This window comes from Sinorhizobium sp. M4_45, from assembly GCF_002885915.1.
Classification (GTDB): Bacteria; Pseudomonadota; Alphaproteobacteria; order Rhizobiales; family Rhizobiaceae; genus Sinorhizobium; species Sinorhizobium meliloti_A.
On the sequence record NZ_NWVE01000011.1, the window covers coordinates 202,305 to 219,398 of the forward strand.

General features: G+C 63.2%; 19 protein-coding genes. 12 read left to right on the plus strand and 7 right to left on the minus strand.

The annotated features are described in order from the left end of the window. The first annotated feature begins 180 nt into the window (after window positions 1–180). From CN933_RS26225 to CN933_RS26235, 3 genes are all read left to right on the plus strand, one after another. Window positions 181–1,113, plus strand: coding sequence for a LysR family transcriptional regulator (locus CN933_RS26225; protein WP_018098040.1), 933 nt, complete (start codon window positions 181–183; stop codon window positions 1,111–1,113). Between the two features lie 142 nt (window positions 1,114–1,255). Then, on the plus strand, window positions 1,256–1,969 hold the full coding sequence (locus tag CN933_RS26230; RefSeq protein ID WP_018098041.1) for an SDR family NAD(P)-dependent oxidoreductase: 714 nt from the start codon (window positions 1,256–1,258) through the stop codon (window positions 1,967–1,969). A 53-nt stretch (window positions 1,970–2,022) separates the two neighbouring features. Further along, the gene (locus tag CN933_RS26235) at window positions 2,023–2,262 is read left to right on the plus strand and encodes a tautomerase family protein (protein WP_102762886.1); all 240 of its coding nucleotides are present in this window, start codon (window positions 2,023–2,025) and stop codon (window positions 2,260–2,262) included. Window positions 2,263–2,329: 67 nt separating this feature from the next. On the opposite strand, the gene pqqE is transcribed toward CN933_RS26235, so the two are convergent. The 6 genes from pqqE to CN933_RS26265 all read right to left on the minus strand — a co-directional run bounded on the left by pqqE (window position 2,330) and on the right by CN933_RS26265 (window position 6,788). Next, on the minus strand, window positions 2,330–3,457 hold the full coding sequence (pqqE, locus tag CN933_RS26240) for a pyrroloquinoline quinone biosynthesis protein PqqE (RefSeq protein ID WP_102762887.1): 1,128 nt from the start codon (window positions 3,455–3,457) through the stop codon (window positions 2,330–2,332). Beyond that, complete coding sequence (gene pqqD, locus CN933_RS26245) at window positions 3,454–3,750, minus strand: pyrroloquinoline quinone biosynthesis peptide chaperone PqqD (protein WP_102762888.1); 297 nt, start codon at window positions 3,748–3,750, stop codon at window positions 3,454–3,456. Before pqqD ends, pqqE begins: the two co-directional genes overlap by 4 nt. Further along, complete coding sequence (gene pqqC / locus CN933_RS26250; RefSeq protein ID WP_102762889.1) at window positions 3,747–4,517, minus strand: pyrroloquinoline-quinone synthase PqqC; 771 nt, start codon at window positions 4,515–4,517, stop codon at window positions 3,747–3,749. Before pqqC ends, pqqD begins: the two co-directional genes overlap by 4 nt. Continuing rightward, entirely contained in the window at window positions 4,514–5,425 is a 912-nt protein-coding gene (gene pqqB, locus CN933_RS26255) for a pyrroloquinoline quinone biosynthesis protein PqqB (protein WP_102762890.1), read from the minus strand. The genes pqqC and pqqB overlap by 4 nt, the downstream gene beginning before the upstream one ends. A gap of 41 nt (window positions 5,426–5,466) precedes the next feature. Next, a complete protein-coding gene (pqqA, locus tag CN933_RS26260; protein WP_003528714.1) occupies window positions 5,467–5,562 on the minus strand; it encodes a pyrroloquinoline quinone precursor peptide PqqA in 96 nt (31 codons plus the stop codon). 284 nt (window positions 5,563–5,846) lie between these two features. Next, a complete protein-coding gene (locus CN933_RS26265) occupies window positions 5,847–6,788 on the minus strand; it encodes a LysR family transcriptional regulator (protein WP_102762891.1) in 942 nt (313 codons plus the stop codon). Window positions 6,789–6,889: 101 nt separating this feature from the next. Here CN933_RS26265 and CN933_RS26270 point away from each other — a divergent pair, with 101 nt between their 5' ends. From CN933_RS26270 to CN933_RS26310, 9 genes are read left to right on the plus strand one after another with little or no spacing between them, the layout of a single operon-like run. Next, the gene (locus CN933_RS26270; RefSeq protein WP_100672547.1) at window positions 6,890–7,939 is read left to right on the plus strand and encodes a class 1 fructose-bisphosphatase; all 1,050 of its coding nucleotides are present in this window, start codon (window positions 6,890–6,892) and stop codon (window positions 7,937–7,939) included. Between the two features lie 10 nt (window positions 7,940–7,949). After that, on the plus strand, window positions 7,950–8,819 hold the full coding sequence (locus CN933_RS26275; RefSeq protein WP_102762892.1) for a phosphoribulokinase: 870 nt from the start codon (window positions 7,950–7,952) through the stop codon (window positions 8,817–8,819). Between the two features lie 10 nt (window positions 8,820–8,829). Next, window positions 8,830–10,914, plus strand: a complete 2,085-nt coding sequence (tkt, locus tag CN933_RS26280) for a transketolase (protein WP_102762893.1) — start codon at window positions 8,830–8,832, stop codon at window positions 10,912–10,914. A 2-nt stretch (window positions 10,915–10,916) separates the two neighbouring features. After that, the gene (fba, locus tag CN933_RS26285) at window positions 10,917–11,996 is read left to right on the plus strand and encodes a class II fructose-bisphosphate aldolase (protein WP_102762894.1); all 1,080 of its coding nucleotides are present in this window, start codon (window positions 10,917–10,919) and stop codon (window positions 11,994–11,996) included. Between the two features lie 30 nt (window positions 11,997–12,026). Continuing rightward, window positions 12,027–13,487, plus strand: a complete 1,461-nt coding sequence (locus tag CN933_RS26290) for a form I ribulose bisphosphate carboxylase large subunit (RefSeq protein WP_018098052.1) — start codon at window positions 12,027–12,029, stop codon at window positions 13,485–13,487. Window positions 13,488–13,544: 57 nt separating this feature from the next. Next, entirely contained in the window at window positions 13,545–13,934 is a 390-nt protein-coding gene (locus CN933_RS26295; RefSeq protein ID WP_018098053.1) for a ribulose bisphosphate carboxylase small subunit, read from the plus strand. 11 nt (window positions 13,935–13,945) lie between these two features. Then, window positions 13,946–14,881 carry a CbbX protein gene (gene cbbX / locus CN933_RS26300; protein ID WP_102762895.1) on the plus strand — a complete coding sequence of 312 codons (936 nt, stop codon included), beginning with the start codon at window positions 13,946–13,948 and terminating at the stop codon, window positions 14,879–14,881. Beyond that, entirely contained in the window at window positions 14,878–15,564 is a 687-nt protein-coding gene (gene rpe / locus CN933_RS26305; protein ID WP_102762896.1) for a ribulose-phosphate 3-epimerase, read from the plus strand. Before cbbX ends, rpe begins: the two co-directional genes overlap by 4 nt. Before the next feature lie 3 nt (window positions 15,565–15,567). After that, complete coding sequence (locus tag CN933_RS26310) at window positions 15,568–16,134, plus strand: thioredoxin family protein (protein ID WP_102762897.1); 567 nt, start codon at window positions 15,568–15,570, stop codon at window positions 16,132–16,134. A 390-nt stretch (window positions 16,135–16,524) separates the two neighbouring features. Here the strand turns inward: CN933_RS26310 and gfa are convergent, their stop codons facing one another. After that, entirely contained in the window at window positions 16,525–17,094 is a 570-nt protein-coding gene (gene gfa / locus CN933_RS26320; RefSeq protein WP_102762899.1) for an S-(hydroxymethyl)glutathione synthase, read from the minus strand.

The following is a 17,094-nucleotide window of genomic DNA, read 5'->3' on the forward strand; positions in this document are numbered from 1 at the left end:
AAGCGCTTCCAAGCGCAGGATCGCGCGGATACGCAGCCTATTCTCGAGCCGTGACCGTATGTTGGCGAGGCTCTCGCAGGTCTGCCGGCCAGTGCAGCCTTGCCACCATCATTTGCGTATTGCCGTCTTCGGGTGAATACTCGCTTTGTGGCAGTCACTGTACCGGGGAACGGCAGAATAATGGACCGCATCGATGCAATGAAAGTTTTCGTCGCCGCGATCGACGAAGGCAGCCTGGCCGGGGCGGCCCGCCGGCTGAAGCGCTCGCCCACGGCGGTGAGTCGCGCCTTGAGCTTCCTGGAAGCGCATGTCGGCGTCGAACTTCTGCATCGAACCACCCGCACCCTCAAACTGAGTGAAGCAGGCCAACGCTATGCGGCCGCCTGCCGACGGGTGCTAACCGACCTCGAGGAAGCCGACATGCTCGCAGGAGGCGAGCGCTCCGCACCCCGTGGGATGTTGACGATTTCGTCGCCGCCAATCCTCGGGGAGGAAATACTTCGTCCCATCCTGGATGATTTTCTCGATCTCTACCCGACCGTTTCTGTCCGGCTTCTTCTCCTCGATCGCTTCGTCAACCTGGTGGACGAAGGCGTCGACATAGCGCTGCGCATCGGCCAACTGGCAGACTCGTCGCTCATCTCTACCCGGCTCGGCGGCGATGTGCGGCGCGTCGTGGTCGCCTCGCCTCGGTACCTCGCCAATCACCCCCGCATCGAAGAACCGGCCGATCTCGCCAAGCACCAGATACTGGCCTTCACCAATTTCGGTCTGGAATCCTGGAGCTTCACACCGGCGAAGGGCTCGTCCCTCCCCAGGACGATCCAGTTTAAGCCCAGGTGCATCGTCAACAGCGTGCGCGCTGCCGCCGCTTCGGCGGCTGCCGGGCGCGGCCTGACGAGGCTTTATTCCTATCACGTCGCGGAATATGTGAAGGACGGGCGCCTGGAGATCGTGCTCTCCGACGCCGAGCATCCGCCCCTGCCGGCGCATTTGCTCGCGCCGCAGGGCCGAATGTCGGTCCCCAAGGTCCGCGCCTTTGTCGACTTTGCGGCGCCGCGTCTGCGCTCCGAATTTGCGCGCATGGCAGCGGAGGCGGGCACGCTTACCTGATTATGCCGGAATACGGTCGAGTGTCTGTCAAGTACCGGCAATTCTCCCAAAGATCGCACCGATCTAATTTCGCTTGCACCAACGCCGAGGGCGGAGGGCGGACGCAGGAAGCGGCCGCTGCGATCGAGAAAGGATCACATCAATGCGTACCGAACAGAAAGTCGTCGTCATCACCGGCGCCTCGCAAGGCATCGGCGCCGGACTGGTTCGCGCCTATCGTGACCGGAACTACCGCGTCGTCGCGACCTCCCGGTCCATCAAGCCGAGCGCCGATCCGGATATCCATACAGTCGCCGGCGACATCAGCCAGCCGGAGACCGCCGACCGGATCGTGCGCGAGGGGATCGAGCGCTTCGGCCGCATCGACTCTCTGGTGAACAATGCCGGCGTTTTCCTCGCCAAGCCGTTCGTCGAAATGACCCAGGAGGATTACGACCACAATCTCGGGGTGAATGTCGCCGGTTTCTTCCATATCACCCAGCGTGCCGCAGCGAAAATGCTGAAGCAGGGTTCAGGCCATATTGTCAGCATCACCACCAGCCTGGTCGATCAGCCGATGGTCGGCATGCCCTCCGCACTCGCGTCGCTCACCAAAGGTGGCCTGAACGCGGTGACACGGTCGCTGGCGATGGAGTTTTCCAGGAGCGGCGTCCGCGTCAACGCGGTCTCCCCAGGGGTAATCAAGACCCCGATGCATCCGGTTGAGACGCATTCGACGCTCGCCGGCCTGCACCCGGTCGGCCGGATGGGCGAAATTCGCGACGTCGTGGATGCCGTCCTCTATCTCGAAAATGCGGGATTCATCACCGGCGAGATCCTTCATGTCGACGGCGGTCAGAACGCGGGACGCTGGTAAACGGCATATCGCCCTGCGACGACACACGAACCAGATCCGCAAAGGAGACTGCAATGCCTATCGTCACCGTACAGGTTACCCGCGAGGGAAGCGCACCCGGCCGCAACTCGGTCACCGCCGAGGAGAAGGCCGCGATCATCAGGGGCGTCAGCGAAGTGCTGCTCGATGTCCTGAACAAACCGCTTGAATCCACCTATGTGGTTATCGAGGAAGTCGATCTCGACAACTGGGGCTGGGGTGGCCTCCCGACGGTGCAATACCGCCGGCAGCGCGCCGAGGCGGTACAATTCTGAAACCGGCTCATCTGCCCCGCCGCTCGTGGCACGCTTCACTTTAGAAGCGTGCCGACACTTTTAACGGTCATGCCCGGCCGCGATAATTCATGGCGACGACCGACAGCGCCGAAAGCTGTTCCACTTCAAGCGTCAGGCGATCGCGAAGCGGAGACCGGATGCAAACCGGGTCCGTTGCGCTCGCGTCCCCGGCAAGCGCCATCGCCTGGCAGCGGCACCCACCGAAATCCACCTTCTTGCGCTCGCAGCTCCGACAGAGCTCCGGCATCCAGTCCTCGCCGCGATAGGCATTGAACGCATTGCTCTCGTACCAGATGCTGGAAAGTGATTTTTCGCGCACGTTCTCGAAGGAGAGGCCCGGAATGGTTTCCGCGGCATGGCATGGAAGCACCCGCCCCGACGGAGTGACGTTCAAGCCGACGCGTCCCCAGCCGCCCATGCAAGCCTTCGGATACTTCGAATAATAATCGGCGGGCACATAGTCGATCACCAATAGGCCTTGATATTTCTCGCGTGCTTCGGCGACGGTTCGCGTAGCGCGCTCGACCTGCTCGCGGGTCGGCATGAGAACCTCTTTGTTGCGCTCGGCCCAGCCGTGGAACTGCACGGTGGCGACTTCGATGCGTCGCGCCTTCAGCCGGATCGCCAGCTCGATCATCTCATCGATCTCGCCCATGTTCTGCCTGTGGCAGACGGCGTTCAGCGTCAGCGGTATAGCGGCATCGGCCGCCCAGCCTGCAACCGCCATTTTCCGTTCATAGCCGCCTTTGTACCCGCCGATCCGATCGGCGCTTTCGGGAGAAACGCCCTGAATGGAAAGTTGAATATGGTCGAGCCCCACCTCGGCGAGACTGTTCATCCTCGCCTCCGTCAGTCCCACGCCCGAGGTGATCAGGTTGGTGTAAAGGCCTAGCGAACTCGCCGCCTGCGTCAATTCGACGAGGTCCCGGCGCGCGGCAGGCTCCCCGCCGGACAGGTGCAGATGCAGAACGCCGAGATCGGCGGCTTGCGCGAAGACGCCTGTCCATTCCTCGGTCGACAGTTCTTCCTTGGCTTGCGTCAGGGCGATCGGGTTGGAGCAATAGGGACAGGCGAGCGGGCAGCGATGCGTCAGTTCCGCCAGCATGGCCATCGGTGGGGGAACACGCGGGACGGCGCGCACAATATCGGCTGGTCGGGCGATGGTGTCGCTCATTGGACGATCTCCAGCATGCGGCGGACCGAGAGCTCCTGGACGAAAGTCCTGACATCCTCCGCGATCTCTTCGACCGGGGCGTCGAACTTCTCGGCAAAGTCGGCGGCGATCCGGTCAAGGTTCCGTTCGCCATCGAGCGCCTGAACGATGGCGACGGCGATGTCGTCCACGGCCATGGCACGCTCCGGAGCCAGAAGCACAGTCTGGCCGCGAACCGGATCCTCATGCAGCCGGACCCCTCGTGCCAGCTTGACGACACTCGACCCTGAAATCCCCGGCGCGTCGGCCGTCATTCCGCCGCCTCCCTTGCTCTCGGCTCACGGATCACCCCCTCCCGGCCGTCCCAGGCCCCCGGCGGAATGCGCCCCGGCGTGACATAGGCCGAATAAAGTGCATCGAGCTGGGCCCAAAGAACATCCGTCTTGAAGGTGAGAGCCTGAGCGGCAGCGTCCTGCTTTTCCCGCGTGTCGGCATGGTCGAGGACATAAGCGAGGCCGAACTCGACATCCCGGGGCGCCTCCGCCAGCCTCTGGCGGAAGTAGGCGAGCGCCACGTCATCCGCGAAGGCGTAGTGCTCCAGCAGCCCGGCAATGCGCTCCGAGTGGATCTTCGGCGCAAAAAGCTCCGTCAACGAGGAGGCCACCGCCTCGAGGAGCGGCTTCTCACGCACGAAGGAAACATAGGCGTCCACGGCAAACCGGGTCGACGGCAGAACGCCCCTTGCCGAGCCGACATAGGCTGGATCGAGTCCGACGGCCTCGGCCAGACGCAGCCAGCGCCGGATGCCGCCGCCCTCTTCGACGCCGCCGTCGTGATCTTCGATGCGGGAGCGCCAGGCCCGGCGCATATCAGGATCGTCGCAACGCGACAGAAAGGCCGCATCCTTCATGGGGATGCGGCTCTGGTAATAGAAGCGGTTGATCACCCAGGCGCGGACCTGCGTCGTCGTGCAACCGCCGCCATGGAGCATCGCATGAAACGGATGCTTGTCATGATAGCGCTCCTTGCCGATCTCCAGCAGGCGGGCATGGAAAGCTTGTCTGTCAGTTGCCGTCGTCACAGCCGGACCTCCATCCCGTCATAGCCGATCTCGAAGCCGCGGGCCTCGACGCGCTCGCGCTCGGTGCCGGCCCGCCAGATCGGGTTGGTGTTGTTGATATGGACATAGATCTTTCTGCGGATGTTCAAGAGATCGAGCGCCTCGAGACTGCCGCCCTCCCCGTCGATCGGCATGTGGCCCATGCGACGGCCTGTCTTGCGGCCGGTCCCTGTCAGGATCATCTCGTCATCGGAGAAGAGCGTGCCGTCGAAGAAGACGGCATCGGCATCGCGCAGGCGCGCGGCGAGGCTATCCGTCATCACGGCGCAGCCCGGAACATAATAGACCCGCCTGTCGCCGGCCTTCAGTTCGACACCGACCGTGTGCTCGCCCTCAATACCCAGATCGGGCTCGCCGTCCTCGAGAAAGAGCGGCACTTTGCCCGGAACGGCGAAGAGCCGTGCAACGAGGCCCGGCAGCGGAGAGAACGCCTCATCGATTTCGATGGTTTCTCTTGAAACCAGTTCCGGGTCGAGGACCTGGAAGACCGGATTGTCGGCGACGATCCGGCCGACCGCGCCGGTCGAAAACAGGGTGAATGCCTGCTTCTCGCGCAAGACGAGAAGCCCTGCCAGATGGTCGATGTCGCCATTCGTCAGCACCACGCTCTCGATGGGGCTGTGACGAAGGCGGCGCGGCTGAAGCGGCCTATTGTTTTGAACCTGCTGGCGGATGTCGGGGGAGGCGTTGAAGACGGCCCAGCTCTCACCGTCGAGACTCACCGCGAGCGACGACTGCGTTTGCGGTCTGAGGCCGGAGGCCGGATCGCGCGCCATCGCGCAGTTGCGACAGCCGCAATTCCATTGCGGGAGACCGCCGCCGGCGGCGGCCCCCAAGACGATGATGCGAAGATCGGACGTTTTGTTCACCGGGATACCTGATGCCTTACCGATCCTCGTCAAGCTGGCCTTCAGAAGAGGATCGGTTCATCCCCGTCCGCAGGAGCATAGCGGGTGATTTCCATAGCGCAGCTGACTTCGATGAATTTCGGTTTATGCCAGGCCATACTTCCTCCATTCGCCCGTGGGGTCGTTGTGCTCGCTCCCGTTCCGGCAGGCGCCCTTGCGGTCGGGGCGGGCATGAAACCAGGCAGGACCTATAGCAGTCGCTGCCCGGGTCAAGGGCCGGAACGGCAGTCCGCTGCTCCGGCAGAGCCCGGCGGCGCCGTAGCCGGGCTTTTAGGCATCGTAAAGTCTCCTCTTGGGGCGCATGGTAGCAAGCGATGTGGTGCCCCACAATTACGACCTAGGTGTCGGTCGCCGCCGCCTTCCGCCCACATGAAGCTCACCTCTAGCCGAATGCGTTGGCTGGATAAGGCTTGCTGACCACAGGCAAATAGCGCGCTCCGGACGCCAGCACGAACCGCTCGAAAGCCTGCATGGCCGGAGTGGCGGCACGGTCCAGGCGCGACACGGTAAACCACTGCCGGCGGATCGGCGTGTCGACCACGTCGAGGATCACGAGCCTGCCGAGCTTTACCTCCTGTTCTATCGTATGGGCCGAGATGAAGGCGATTCCGAGACCGGCGATTACGGCCTGCTTGATCGTCTCGTTCGAGGCGATCTCGGTGCCGAGCTCCTCGAGCTCGTGCGGCGTGTCGCTCAGGAAGATCTCGAGGGAGATACGCGTTCCCGATCCTTTTTCGCGCACCAGGAACTGTTCCTGGGCGATCCGCTCCCGTGAAACCTCCAGCACGCCCGCGAGCGGGTGACCGGCGGGGGCGATGAAGACCAGTGGATGATCGCCGAACACCTGCGCCCGCACCTCGAAATCGCGCGGCGGCCGCCCCATCAGAGCGATGTCGATCTCGTGGTCCCGCAGCTTGGCGATGATCTCGGCCCGGTTGCCGATGAACAGATTTATCTCCACGGCAGGAACCTGATCGCGAAAGGCGGCAATCAGCTGCGGCGCGAAATATTTCCCGGTCGACACGACTCCGAGGCGCAACCGTCCGGTTCTGAGCCCCTTGATGGCATCTATCGAGTCCTCGAGGGCAATGAGGCTGTCCTCGATCGCCCGCGCCGCTTCGAGAAAGGCAAGGCCGTAAGCCGTCGGCACCATGCCGCCGCGCGTGCGGTCGAAGAGCGCAATGCCGGCATCCCGTTCCAGATGCTGGATCTGCAGGGTGAGCGCCGGTCCGGTCAGTCCCAAGGCTTCGGCGGCGAGGTTGATCTTCCCCAACCGGCAAACGGCTTCGACGGTGCGGAGCTGGCGAAAGGTCACATTGCGCATGGGGTAGAGTAAGTAAATTTAACTTATGAAGTCAAATGAATAAATTTTACAAACTCCCCTTTTACGCCATCCTTCCCTCGACAGCGTGCGGAGGAGACATCATGTCAGGCGCAACTCTCGAAGCTTACCTCGCTTCATGCACGGCCCGTGGTGACGACCTTACGCGGGACGTGGCCGCCGTGATCCAGAGGCTGGCGAAGGCCGCTCTCGACATCCGCAAGCTCGTCGGCCAGGGAGCGCTCGGCACCGCTTTCAACGGCACCCACGGCAGCAGCAACACGGATGGCGATCTGCAGAAGGACCTCGACATCCTGTGCGACGACCAGTTCCTGTCGTCGCTGCAAGGCGCGCCCGTCGCATGCTACGCCTCGGAAGAACTGGAAAATCCCGTTCTGCTCGACCCGGCTGCGCGCCTCGCGGTTGCCATCGACCCGCTCGACGGCTCTTCGAACATCGATAACAACGTTTCCATCGGCACGATCTTCTCGGTGCTTCCCGCCGCCAAGGGGCCGGACGTGGACCCCTCCCAGTCCTTCCTGCAACCTGGAAACCGGCAACTGGCGGCGGGCTTCTTCATCTACGGGCCGCAGACCGCTCTGGTGCTGTCGCTCGGCAAGGGGACGGAGATCTTCGTCTTCTCCAGCAGGCTCGGATGTTTCGTCGAGGCCTGCAAGTCGGCCAGCATCCCGGAGCGCGCGCACGAATTCGCCATCAACATGTCGAACTACCGGCACTGGGAAGAAGCCATCCGGCTCTATGTCGACGACTGCCTGGCAGGCTCCGAGGGGCCCCGGGAGCGGGATTTCAACATGCGCTGGATCGCCTCGCTCGTCGCGGAAACCTATCGCATCCTCATCCGCGGCGGGATCTTTCTCTATCCCGCCGACGGCCGGAAGGGATATAGCCAGGGCCGGCTGCGGCTGGTCTACGAGGCGAACCCCATCGCCTTCATCATCGAGAATGCCGGCGGCGCGGCCACCACGTCCATCGACCGCATTCTCGATCTCGTTCCGGAAAATCTGCACCAGCGCGTGCCTCTGGTTTTCGGCTCCCGCCGCGAGGTGGCGCGCATCACCCGCTATCACGTCGACCCGAACATGATTGGCGAACGCGCTCCGCTCTTCGGCAAGCGCGGTCTGTTCCGGGCCTGAGGAGAAAAATATGTCGGCCAAATACCCCATCATCTCCATCACAGGATCGTCCGGCGCCGGCACCACGACCGTCAAGGACACTTTCGAGAAGATATTCAAGCGCGAGAACATCTCGGCGTCCTTCATCGAAGGCGATGCCTTTCATCGCTTCGACCGGGAAACCATGCGCAGCAAGATCGCGGAGGAAAAAGCCCGAGGCGTCGACTTCACGCATTTCTCCGCCGAGGCGAACGAACTGGAGATCCTCGAAAGCGTCTTTGCCGAATATGGCCGGCGCGGGGTCGGGCGCACCCGTCACTACGTGCACGACGAAGCCGAGGCCGCGAAATTCGGCTCGGACCCAGGCACCTTCACCGACTGGGAAGAATTCCGCGACAGCGATCTTCTCTTCTACGAGGGGCTGCATGGCTGCGCCGTCACCGAGACGGTCAATCTCGCCCAGCATTGCGACCTGAAGATCGGCGTCGTGCCCGTCATCAATCTCGAATGGATTCAGAAGATCCATCGCGACAAGGCGACCCGCGGCTACTCCACCGAGGCCGTGACCGACACCATCCTGCGGCGCATGCCCGACTATGTGAACTATATCTGCCCGCAGTTCTCCCTGACGGACATCAATTTCCAGCGCGTGCCGATCGTCGACACGTCCAATCCCTTCATCGCCCGCTGGATACCGACGCCGGCCGAATCCATCCTGGTCATCCGCTTCGCCAAGCCGCAAAGCATCGATTTCCCCTACCTGCTGTCGATGCTGCACAACAGCTACATGTCGCGCGCCAATTCCATCGTGGTGCCGGGCGACAAGCTCGATCTCGCCATGCAGCTGATCTTCACCCCGCTCATCCACAAGCTGCTCGAGCGCAAGCACCGCATGTCGTGAGGAGGACATCATGAATGTTTCGCAGCAGATCGGACCCCGCGCCGCCGCCTCGGAGCGCAGCATGGCCGATGCCATCCGGTTTCTTTCCATGGACGCCGTCGAAAAGGCCAACTCCGGCCACCCCGGCATGCCGATGGGAATGGCCGACGCGGTGACGGTCCTCTTCAACCGCTTCATCAGGATCGATCCGTCACGCCCCGACTGGCCGGACCGCGACCGTTTCGTGCTTTCGGCCGGCCATGGCTCGATGCTGCTCTATTCGCTCCATCACCTCATCGGCTTTGCCGATATGCCGATGGCCGAGCTTTCATCCTTCCGCCAGCTCGGCTCGAAAACGGCCGGCCACCCCGAATACGGCCATGCCCTCGGTATCGAGACCACCACCGGACCGCTGGGCCAGGGGATCTCGACCGCTGTCGGCATGGCGATCGCCGAACAGATGATGGCCGCCCGCTTCGGCAGTGCGCTCTGCAACCACTTCACCTACGTGGTAGCCGGAGACGGCTGTCTGCAGGAGGGGATCAGCCACGAGGCGATCGACCTTGCCGGACATTTGAAATTGCGCAAGCTCATCGTGCTGTGGGACGACAACCGGATATCGATCGACGGCTCCACCGATCTCTCCACCTCGATGAACCAGCTTGCGCGTTTCCGCGCCGCCGGCTGGGATGCGCAATCCGTCGACGGCCACGACCCCGGCGCGGTGGCAAAAGCGATCGAGCGGGCGCGCCGGACCCGAAAGCCGTCGCTGATCGCGTGCCGCACCCGCATCGGCAAGGGTGCCGCCAGCATGGAGGGCTCGCACAAGACCCACGGCGCGGCGCTCGGCGAAAAGGAGATCGCTGCCACACGCGAAAACCTCGGCTGGCCGCATCCGCCCTTCTTCGTTCCATCTGAGATCAAGGGTGCCTGGGAAAAGGTGGCGGCGCGGGGCCGCTCGGCCCGCGAGGCCTGGGAAATCCGCCTCGACTCTTCGCGCTCGAAAAAGCGCTACGAGCAGACCATAGGGAGGCTGCTCGACGGCGAGGTCGGCGATCTGCTTGCAAGATTCCGGGACGCGCATCGTACAAGGGCTACGAAGGTCGCGACGCGTCAGGCCTCGCAGATGGCTCTGGAAGTCATCAACGGCGCCACCGCGTTGACGATCGGCGGCTCGGCGGACCTGACCGGCTCCAACCTGACGCTGACCTCGCAGACCCAGCCCATTTCGTCGGGCAATTTCAAAGGCCGCTACCTGCATTACGGCATCCGCGAGCACGGCATGGCGGCCGCCATGAACGGCATCGCACTCCATGGCGGCTTCATCCCCTATGGGGGCACTTTCCTGGTCTTTTCCGACTATGCTCGCGGTGCGCTGCGCCTTTCGGCCCTGATGGGCCTGCCCGTCATCTATGTGCTGACGCATGATTCCATCGGGCTCGGCGAAGACGGACCGACGCACCAGCCGGTCGAGCATCTGGCCATGCTGCGCGCCACGCCCAACCTCAATGTCTTCCGGCCGGCCGACATCATCGAGACGGCAGAATGCTGGGAGATCGCGCTTGGCGAGAAGAACACGCCGAGCGTCCTCGCCCTTTCGCGGCAGGCCCTGCCGATGCTGCGCCGGACAAACGGAAACGAGAACCTGTCGGCGCTCGGGGCCTATGTCCTGAGGGAAGCGCGCGGCGACCGGGACATCACGCTTCTTGCCACGGGATCCGAAGTCGAGATCGCCGTAGCCGTAGCGGAGCGCCTGCAGGCCGAAGAAGGCATAGCAGCGGCAGTGGTCTCTATGCCGTGCTGGGAGAAGTTCGAGGCTCAGGACGCGGCCTATCACCGGCAGGTCCTCGGAGATGCACCGCGCATCGCCATCGAGGCGGCGGGCCGCCTCGGCTGGGACCGTTGGATGGGCCCCGACAGTGCCTTCGTCGGCATGACGGGCTTTGGTGCCTCGGCACCGGCCGGAGACCTCTACCGCCATTTCGGCATCACCGCCGACCATGTCGTCGCAGAAGCCCTGGAGCTTCTCCGCCGGGCTTACCCGCAAACGCCGCCAGCAGATGCCCGGACCGGCAATCCGATCGCCCACATCGTCAGATCATCCGAGGAGGCATGACAATGGCCCGCATCACGCTTCGCCAGTTGCTCGATCACGCTGCCGAACGCAGCTATGGCGTGCCGGCATTCAACATCAACAATATGGAGCAGGGGCTTGCGATCATGGAGGCGGCGCGTGCCTGCGACGCTCCCGTGATCCTCCAGGTCTCGCGTGGTGCCCGCTCCTACGCGAACGACGTCATGCTCGCCAAGATGATGGAAGCTTTGGAAGAGATGTATCCGGACATTCCGCTCTGCATCCACCAGGATCACGGAAACAATGTCGCGACCTGCCTCACGGCGATCCAGCACGGCTTCACCTCGGTGATGATGGACGGCTCGCTGAAGGAAGATGCCAAGACCCCTGCCGATTACGACTATAACGTCTCGATCACGGCAGAGGTGAGCCGCCTCGCGCACATGGTCGGCGCCTCGGTCGAAGGCGAGCTCGGCTGTCTCGGTTCGCTCGAGACCGGCCATGGCGAGGCCGAGGACGGCCACGGCTTCGAAGGCGCGCTCGACCGTTCGCAACTGCTTACCGATCCGGACGAAGCCGCCCGCTTCGTCGCCGAGACCGGCGTCGATGCGCTGGCCGTCGCCATCGGCACCTCGCACGGGGCCTATAAGTTTACCCGCAAGCCGACCGGCGAGGTCCTCGCTATGGACGTGATCGAGAAGATCCATGAGCGGCTGCCGAACACCCATATCGTCATGCACGGCTCCTCCTCCGTACCGCAGGAATGGCAGGACGTTTTCAACGCCCATGGCGGCCAGATGCGCGAGACCTACGGCGTCCCCGTCGAGGAGATCGTCCGTGGCATCCGCTTCGGCGTGCGCAAGGTCAATATCGACACCGACCTGCGCCTTGCCGCAGCCGCCGCCTTTCGCCGCGTCGCCGACACGAGCCGCACCGAATTCGATCCCCGCAAATTCCTGAAAGCCGCCATGGAAGCCATGTCGTCGGTCTGTAAGGCCCGTTTCGACGCCTTCGGTACCGCCGGAAACGCATCCCGCATCAAGGTCGTGCCGATGCCGGAGATGGCCCGCCGCTACGCAAGCGGCTCCCTGAAACCCCAGCCTGCGCGGTCGGAAGCCGCCTGATCGCATCCATTCAGAGGAAAGGACCCAACCATGAACGCCGACGCAAAGACAGAGATCAAGGGCCGCGAACGTTACAAGGCCGGCGTGCTGAAATACGCCCAGATGGGCTATTGGAACGGAGACTACGAGCCGAAGGACACCGATCTGATCGCGCTCTTCCGCATCACGCCGCAGGACGGCGTCGATCCGATCGAAGCGGCCGCCGCCGTCGCCGGCGAAAGCTCGACGGCCACATGGACGGTCGTGTGGACCGACCGCCTGACGGCCTGCGATCAATACCGCGCCAAGGCCTACCGGGTCGATCCGGTGCCGGGAACGCCGGGGCAATATTTCTGCTATGTCGCCTACGACCTCATCCTCTTCGAGGAGGGGTCTATCGCGAACCTGACCGCATCGATCATCGGCAACGTCTTCTCGTTCAAACCGCTGAAGGCGGCAAGGCTCGAGGACATGCGCCTGCCTGTCGCCTATGTGAAGACCTTCAGGGGCCCGCCGACCGGCATCGTCGTGGAGCGCGAACGGCTCGACAAGTTCGGCAAGCCGCTGCTGGGTGCCACGACCAAACCGAAGCTCGGCCTGTCGGGCAAGAACTATGGCCGCGTCGTCTATGAGGGGCTGAAGGGCGGCCTCGATTTCATGAAGGACGACGAGAACATCAATTCGCAGCCCTTCATGCATTGGCGCGACCGGTATCTCTACTGCATGGAGGCCGTCAACCACGCTTCCGCGGTCACCGGCGAGGTAAAGGGGCACTATCTCAACATCACTGCCGGCACGATGGAGGAAATGTACCGCCGAGCCGAATTCGCCAAGGAGCTCGGCTCGGTCATCGTCATGGTCGATCTCATCGTCGGCTGGACTGCGATCCAGTCCATATCGGAATGGTGCCGGCAGAACGACATGATCCTGCACATGCACCGGGCCGGTCACGGCACCTATACGCGGCAGAAGAACCACGGCATCTCCTTCCGCGTGATCGCCAAATGGCTGCGGCTCGCCGGTGTCGACCACCTGCATGCGGGCACGGCCGTCGGCAAGCTCGAGGGCGACCCGCCGACGGTGCAGGGCTACTACAATGTCTGCCGCGAAATGAAGAACGAGGTCGACCTTCCGCGCGGTCTGTTCTTCGACCAGGACTGGGCGGACCTCAAGAAGGTCATGCCGGTCGCCTCGGGCGGCATCCATGCCGGCCAGATGCACCAGCTGCTCGATCTTTTCGGCGACGATGTCGTACTGCAATTCGGCGGCGGCACGATCGGTCATCCGATGGGCATCCAGGCAGGGGCCACCGCCAATCGCGTCGCCCTGGAAGCCATGGTGCTTGCCCGCAACGAGGGGCGCGACATCGCCCACGAAGGTCCCGAGATCCTGCGGGCGGCGGCGAAGTGGTGCAAGCCGCTGGAAGCGGCCCTCGATATCTGGGGCAATATCAGCTTCAACTACACCCCGACCGATACGTCGGATTTCGTGCCGAGCGTAACCGCGGCCTGACAGACACGAGGGCCTGACAGACCCGAACTGACGGACAAGAAGAGAAGGAGAGACGACATGCGTATCACCCAGGGATGCTTCTCGTTCCTGCCGGACCTGACCGATGAGCAGATCACGGCGCAGGTGGAATATTGCCTCGGAAAGGCTTGGGCTATCGGCGTCGAATATACCGACGACCCGCACCCCAGAAACACCTATTGGGAAATGTGGGGCAATCCGATGTTCGACCTCAAGGACGCCAAAGGCGTGATGATGGAGCTTGAGGATTGCCGCAAGGCCCACCCGCAGGACTATATCCGCCTCAACGCTTTCGATTCCAGCCGCGGCCTGGAGACGGTGACGATGTCGTTCATCGTCAACCGCCCCGAAAACGAGCCGAGCCTCAGAATGACCCGGACGGAGAGCAACGGCCGCAGCCAGCATTATATGTGGGAAACGCAGCGATAGGAGGAGCGACAATGCTGATGCCGGATGCTCCATCGAACACCGAAAGCCTGCCGACCTCGGTCGACCTCGCTGAGGAATACCAAGCCTCCGGCGTCGCCGAGATCCTTGACGAACTGGACCGGGAACTCGTGGGCTTGAAACCCGTGAAGCAGCGTATCCGCGAGACGGCGGCGCTGCTTCTCGTCGAGCGCGCCCGCCGTGCAATGGGCCTCAGCCATGAGCCGCCGTCGCTGCATATGAGCTTCACCGGCAATCCCGGCACCGGCAAGACCACGGTGGCGCTGCGCATGGCCAACCTGCTGCACAGGCTCGGCTATATCCGCAAGGGCCATCTGGTCTCGGTGACGCGCGACGACCTGGTCGGGCAATATATCGGCCACACCGCACCCAAGACCAAGGAGATCCTGAAGAAGGCAATGGGGGGCGTGCTTTTCATCGACGAGGCCTATTACCTCTACCGTCCCGACAACGAACGCGATTACGGCCAGGAGGCAATCGAGATCCTGCTGCAGGTGATGGAGAACAATCGCGACGACCTGGTCGTGATCCTCGCCGGCTACGCCGACCGCATGGACCGGTTTTTCGAGAGCAATCCCGGCTTCCGATCGCGCATCGCCCATCACATAGACTTCCCCGACTATGATAACGGGGAGCTTCTGTCGATCGCCGAGAGCATGCTCAGCCGGCAGGGGTACCGCTTCGACAGCAAGGCGTCTGCGGTGATGAGCGACTACATCGCGCGCCGCCGGCGAAAGCCGCATTTCGCCAATGCGCGCTCCATCCGAAACGCGCTCGACCGAGCCCGGCTGCGGCAGGCGAACCGCCTTTTCGAGGAAAGCGCCGGACCGGTCGATGCCGAACAACTGTCGACCATCACGGCTCGTGATATCGCCGCGAGCCGCGTGTTCGCCACGGTCGAACCCAGTCATACGGAGACATCGCCATGAATGAGAAGACCATCATAGCGCCTTCGGTTCTGTCGGCCGATTTCTCACGGCTCGGCGAAGAGGTCGAGGCCGTGTGCCGGGCCGGTGCGGACTGGATCCATCTCGACGTGATGGACGGCCATTTCGTGCCCAACATCACCTTCGGCCCCCCGGTCATCAAGGCGCTGCGGGACCGCACGGACAAGGTGTTCGACTGCCATCTGATGATCGCACCGCCCACGCCCTATCTCGGCGCTTTCGCCTGTGCCGGCTGCGACATCATCACCGTGCATGCGGAGGCGACGACGCATCTCGATCGCTCGCTGCAGGCCATCCGCGACGTCGGCTGCAAGGCGGGCGTATCGCTCAATCCCTCGACGCCGGAGAGCGTCATCGAATATGTGCTGGACCGACTGGACCTCGTCCTCCTGATGACGGTCAATCCGGGCTTCGGCGGCCAGGACTTCATTCCGGCCGTGGTCGACAAGGTGCGGCGGGTGAAGGCGATGATCGGCGGCCGTCCGATCCACATAGAGATCGACGGCGGCGTGACGGCGGAGACCGCACCGCTGGTTGCCGCCGCAGGCGCCGATGTGCTGGTTGCCGGCTCGGCGGTATTCAAAGGCGGCAGCGAGGAGCACTACGCCAGGAACATCGCGGCCATCCGCTCCGCCTCCGATGGCGCTATCAGGAAGGCAGCGTGAGCCATGGCCGCTACACCACCCCTTTGTGATTTCGGCTGGCCAGCGATCGACGCCACGCTTCCCGGCGTCGATGGCTTCACCCGCACCATATTCGGCCAGGCCGGCCCGAAAGGGCTGGTCGTTGCCTTCATATGCAATCACTGCCCCTATGTGAAAGCGGTCATCGGCCGGATCGTCCGGGACGCCATCGACCTCAGGGCTCACGGGATCGGCTTCGTGGCTGTTAACTCCAATGACGCCGGTAATTACCCGCAGGACTCGTTCGAAAACATGAAGCGCTTCGCTTCGCAAAACGCCCTACCCTTTCCCTATCTCCACGACGAGGACCAATCCGTCGCCAAAGCCTACCGCGCCGTCTGCACGCCCGACTTCTTCGGCTTCAACAAGGACATGAAGCTGCAATATCGCGGGCGGCTGGACGCATCGCGCAAGGAGATCGGTCCCGCCGATCTGAGACGCGATCTCTACGAGGCCATGGTCATGGTCGCTATGTTCGGCAAGGGCCCGGCCGAGCAGCAGCCTTCCATAGGCTGTACCATCAAGTGGAAGATTTCGGCTTTTCAGGTTTGATGGAGCCGTCTACCATCGCGCCACGCGCCTTCTGACATGCCACGATGCACGACAGCCGACCAAAGACTTGCCGCTCCGTCTTCACTGACCGCACGAACCCTGTCGAGGAACTGCATCGGTCCCTCCTTTCACCTCATCCTGTGCTCGTCGCAGAGATCCAGCAGCGCCGCGTCGGCGGCGCGCGGAAGCGTTCTTTCAGCCCAAGGACTTGGTCTGGCTGGTTTCCTGTGACAGGCACACAAGGGGCCGGGGATGTGCGGCTCCTCAAATGCGGACGCGGAAACGCCTCAGCCCCCGCCCGTCGAAATGCCTCTGCAATAAGAGGCGACGGGCGGGGTCCGAGGGAGGAGACGGTCGGCTGGTGGAGCGGAGTCCCCAATGTTCAACAGGTCAGGCCGGCAGGGCGCCGGTCTGTTTGGCGATATGCGTGGCGATCGCGTCCATCAGCGGCGGAGACAGGCAATCATAGGGCTGCAGGCCGAGTTCGGTCAGCCTTGCGCGTATCTCCGGCATGCTCTCCGGGTTCACACCGCTTTCGATGATCGAAGAAACGAAGGCCGCGAATTCGGGCGGCGACCAGCCCGTTTCGTCGCTGAGTTCGGTATGGACGAAATCGAGGCCATAGAAGGGATGCTTGGTGTTTTCGATCCGGCCATACATGTGCGTGCCGCAATCGCGGCAGGCGTAACGCTGGATCGTCGCGCTCGGATCGACGACCTGCAGTCTCTCCGCACCTGAGGTGACGTTCACGTTGTCGCGGCCGACGACGGCGATCTGGGCGAAGATCGCACCCTCGGGCTTCCAGCATTTGGTGCAGCCGCAAGCATGATTGTGCGCCGTCTGCGAGCCGATCCGCACGGTCACCGGATTTGTGGCGCATTTGCATTTCAGCGTACCGCCGGCAAAGCCCGGACTGGCAGGCGGAAAGCCGTTGTCGATGGACGGATGTAGCTTGAGCAT

Excerpts from the sequence above, each read along its gene's own strand:
- pqqD (WP_102762888.1), bottom strand. The coding sequence starts at position 3,750 with ATGACGGCCGACGCGCCGGGGATTTCAGGGTCGAGTGTCGTCAAGCTG.
- gfa (WP_102762899.1), bottom strand. The coding sequence starts at position 17,094 with ATGCTCAAGCTACATCCGTCCATCGACAACGGCTTTCCGCCTGCCAGT.
- CN933_RS26295 (WP_018098053.1), top strand. The coding sequence starts at position 13,545 with ATGCGTATCACCCAGGGATGCTTCTCGTTCCTGCCGGACCTGACCGAT.
- CN933_RS26275 (WP_102762892.1), top strand. The coding sequence starts at position 7,950 with ATGTCGGCCAAATACCCCATCATCTCCATCACAGGATCGTCCGGCGCC.
- tkt (WP_102762893.1), top strand. The coding sequence starts at position 8,830 with ATGAATGTTTCGCAGCAGATCGGACCCCGCGCCGCCGCCTCGGAGCGC.
- CN933_RS26235 (WP_102762886.1), top strand. The coding sequence starts at position 2,023 with ATGCCTATCGTCACCGTACAGGTTACCCGCGAGGGAAGCGCACCCGGC.
- CN933_RS26265 (WP_102762891.1), bottom strand. The coding sequence starts at position 6,788 with ATGCGCAATGTGACCTTTCGCCAGCTCCGCACCGTCGAAGCCGTTTGC.
- cbbX (WP_102762895.1), top strand. The coding sequence starts at position 13,946 with ATGCTGATGCCGGATGCTCCATCGAACACCGAAAGCCTGCCGACCTCG.
- CN933_RS26225 (WP_018098040.1), top strand. The coding sequence starts at position 181 with ATGGACCGCATCGATGCAATGAAAGTTTTCGTCGCCGCGATCGACGAA.
- pqqE (WP_102762887.1), bottom strand. The coding sequence starts at position 3,457 with ATGAGCGACACCATCGCCCGACCAGCCGATATTGTGCGCGCCGTCCCG.
- CN933_RS26270 (WP_100672547.1), top strand. The coding sequence starts at position 6,890 with ATGTCAGGCGCAACTCTCGAAGCTTACCTCGCTTCATGCACGGCCCGT.
- CN933_RS26290 (WP_018098052.1), top strand. The coding sequence starts at position 12,027 with ATGAACGCCGACGCAAAGACAGAGATCAAGGGCCGCGAACGTTACAAG.
- CN933_RS26310 (WP_102762897.1), top strand. The coding sequence starts at position 15,568 with ATGGCCGCTACACCACCCCTTTGTGATTTCGGCTGGCCAGCGATCGAC.
- CN933_RS26230 (WP_018098041.1), top strand. The coding sequence starts at position 1,256 with ATGCGTACCGAACAGAAAGTCGTCGTCATCACCGGCGCCTCGCAAGGC.
- rpe (WP_102762896.1), top strand. The coding sequence starts at position 14,878 with ATGAATGAGAAGACCATCATAGCGCCTTCGGTTCTGTCGGCCGATTTC.
- pqqA (WP_003528714.1), bottom strand. The coding sequence starts at position 5,562 with ATGGCCTGGCATAAACCGAAATTCATCGAAGTCAGCTGCGCTATGGAA.
- fba (WP_102762894.1), top strand. The coding sequence starts at position 10,917 with ATGGCCCGCATCACGCTTCGCCAGTTGCTCGATCACGCTGCCGAACGC.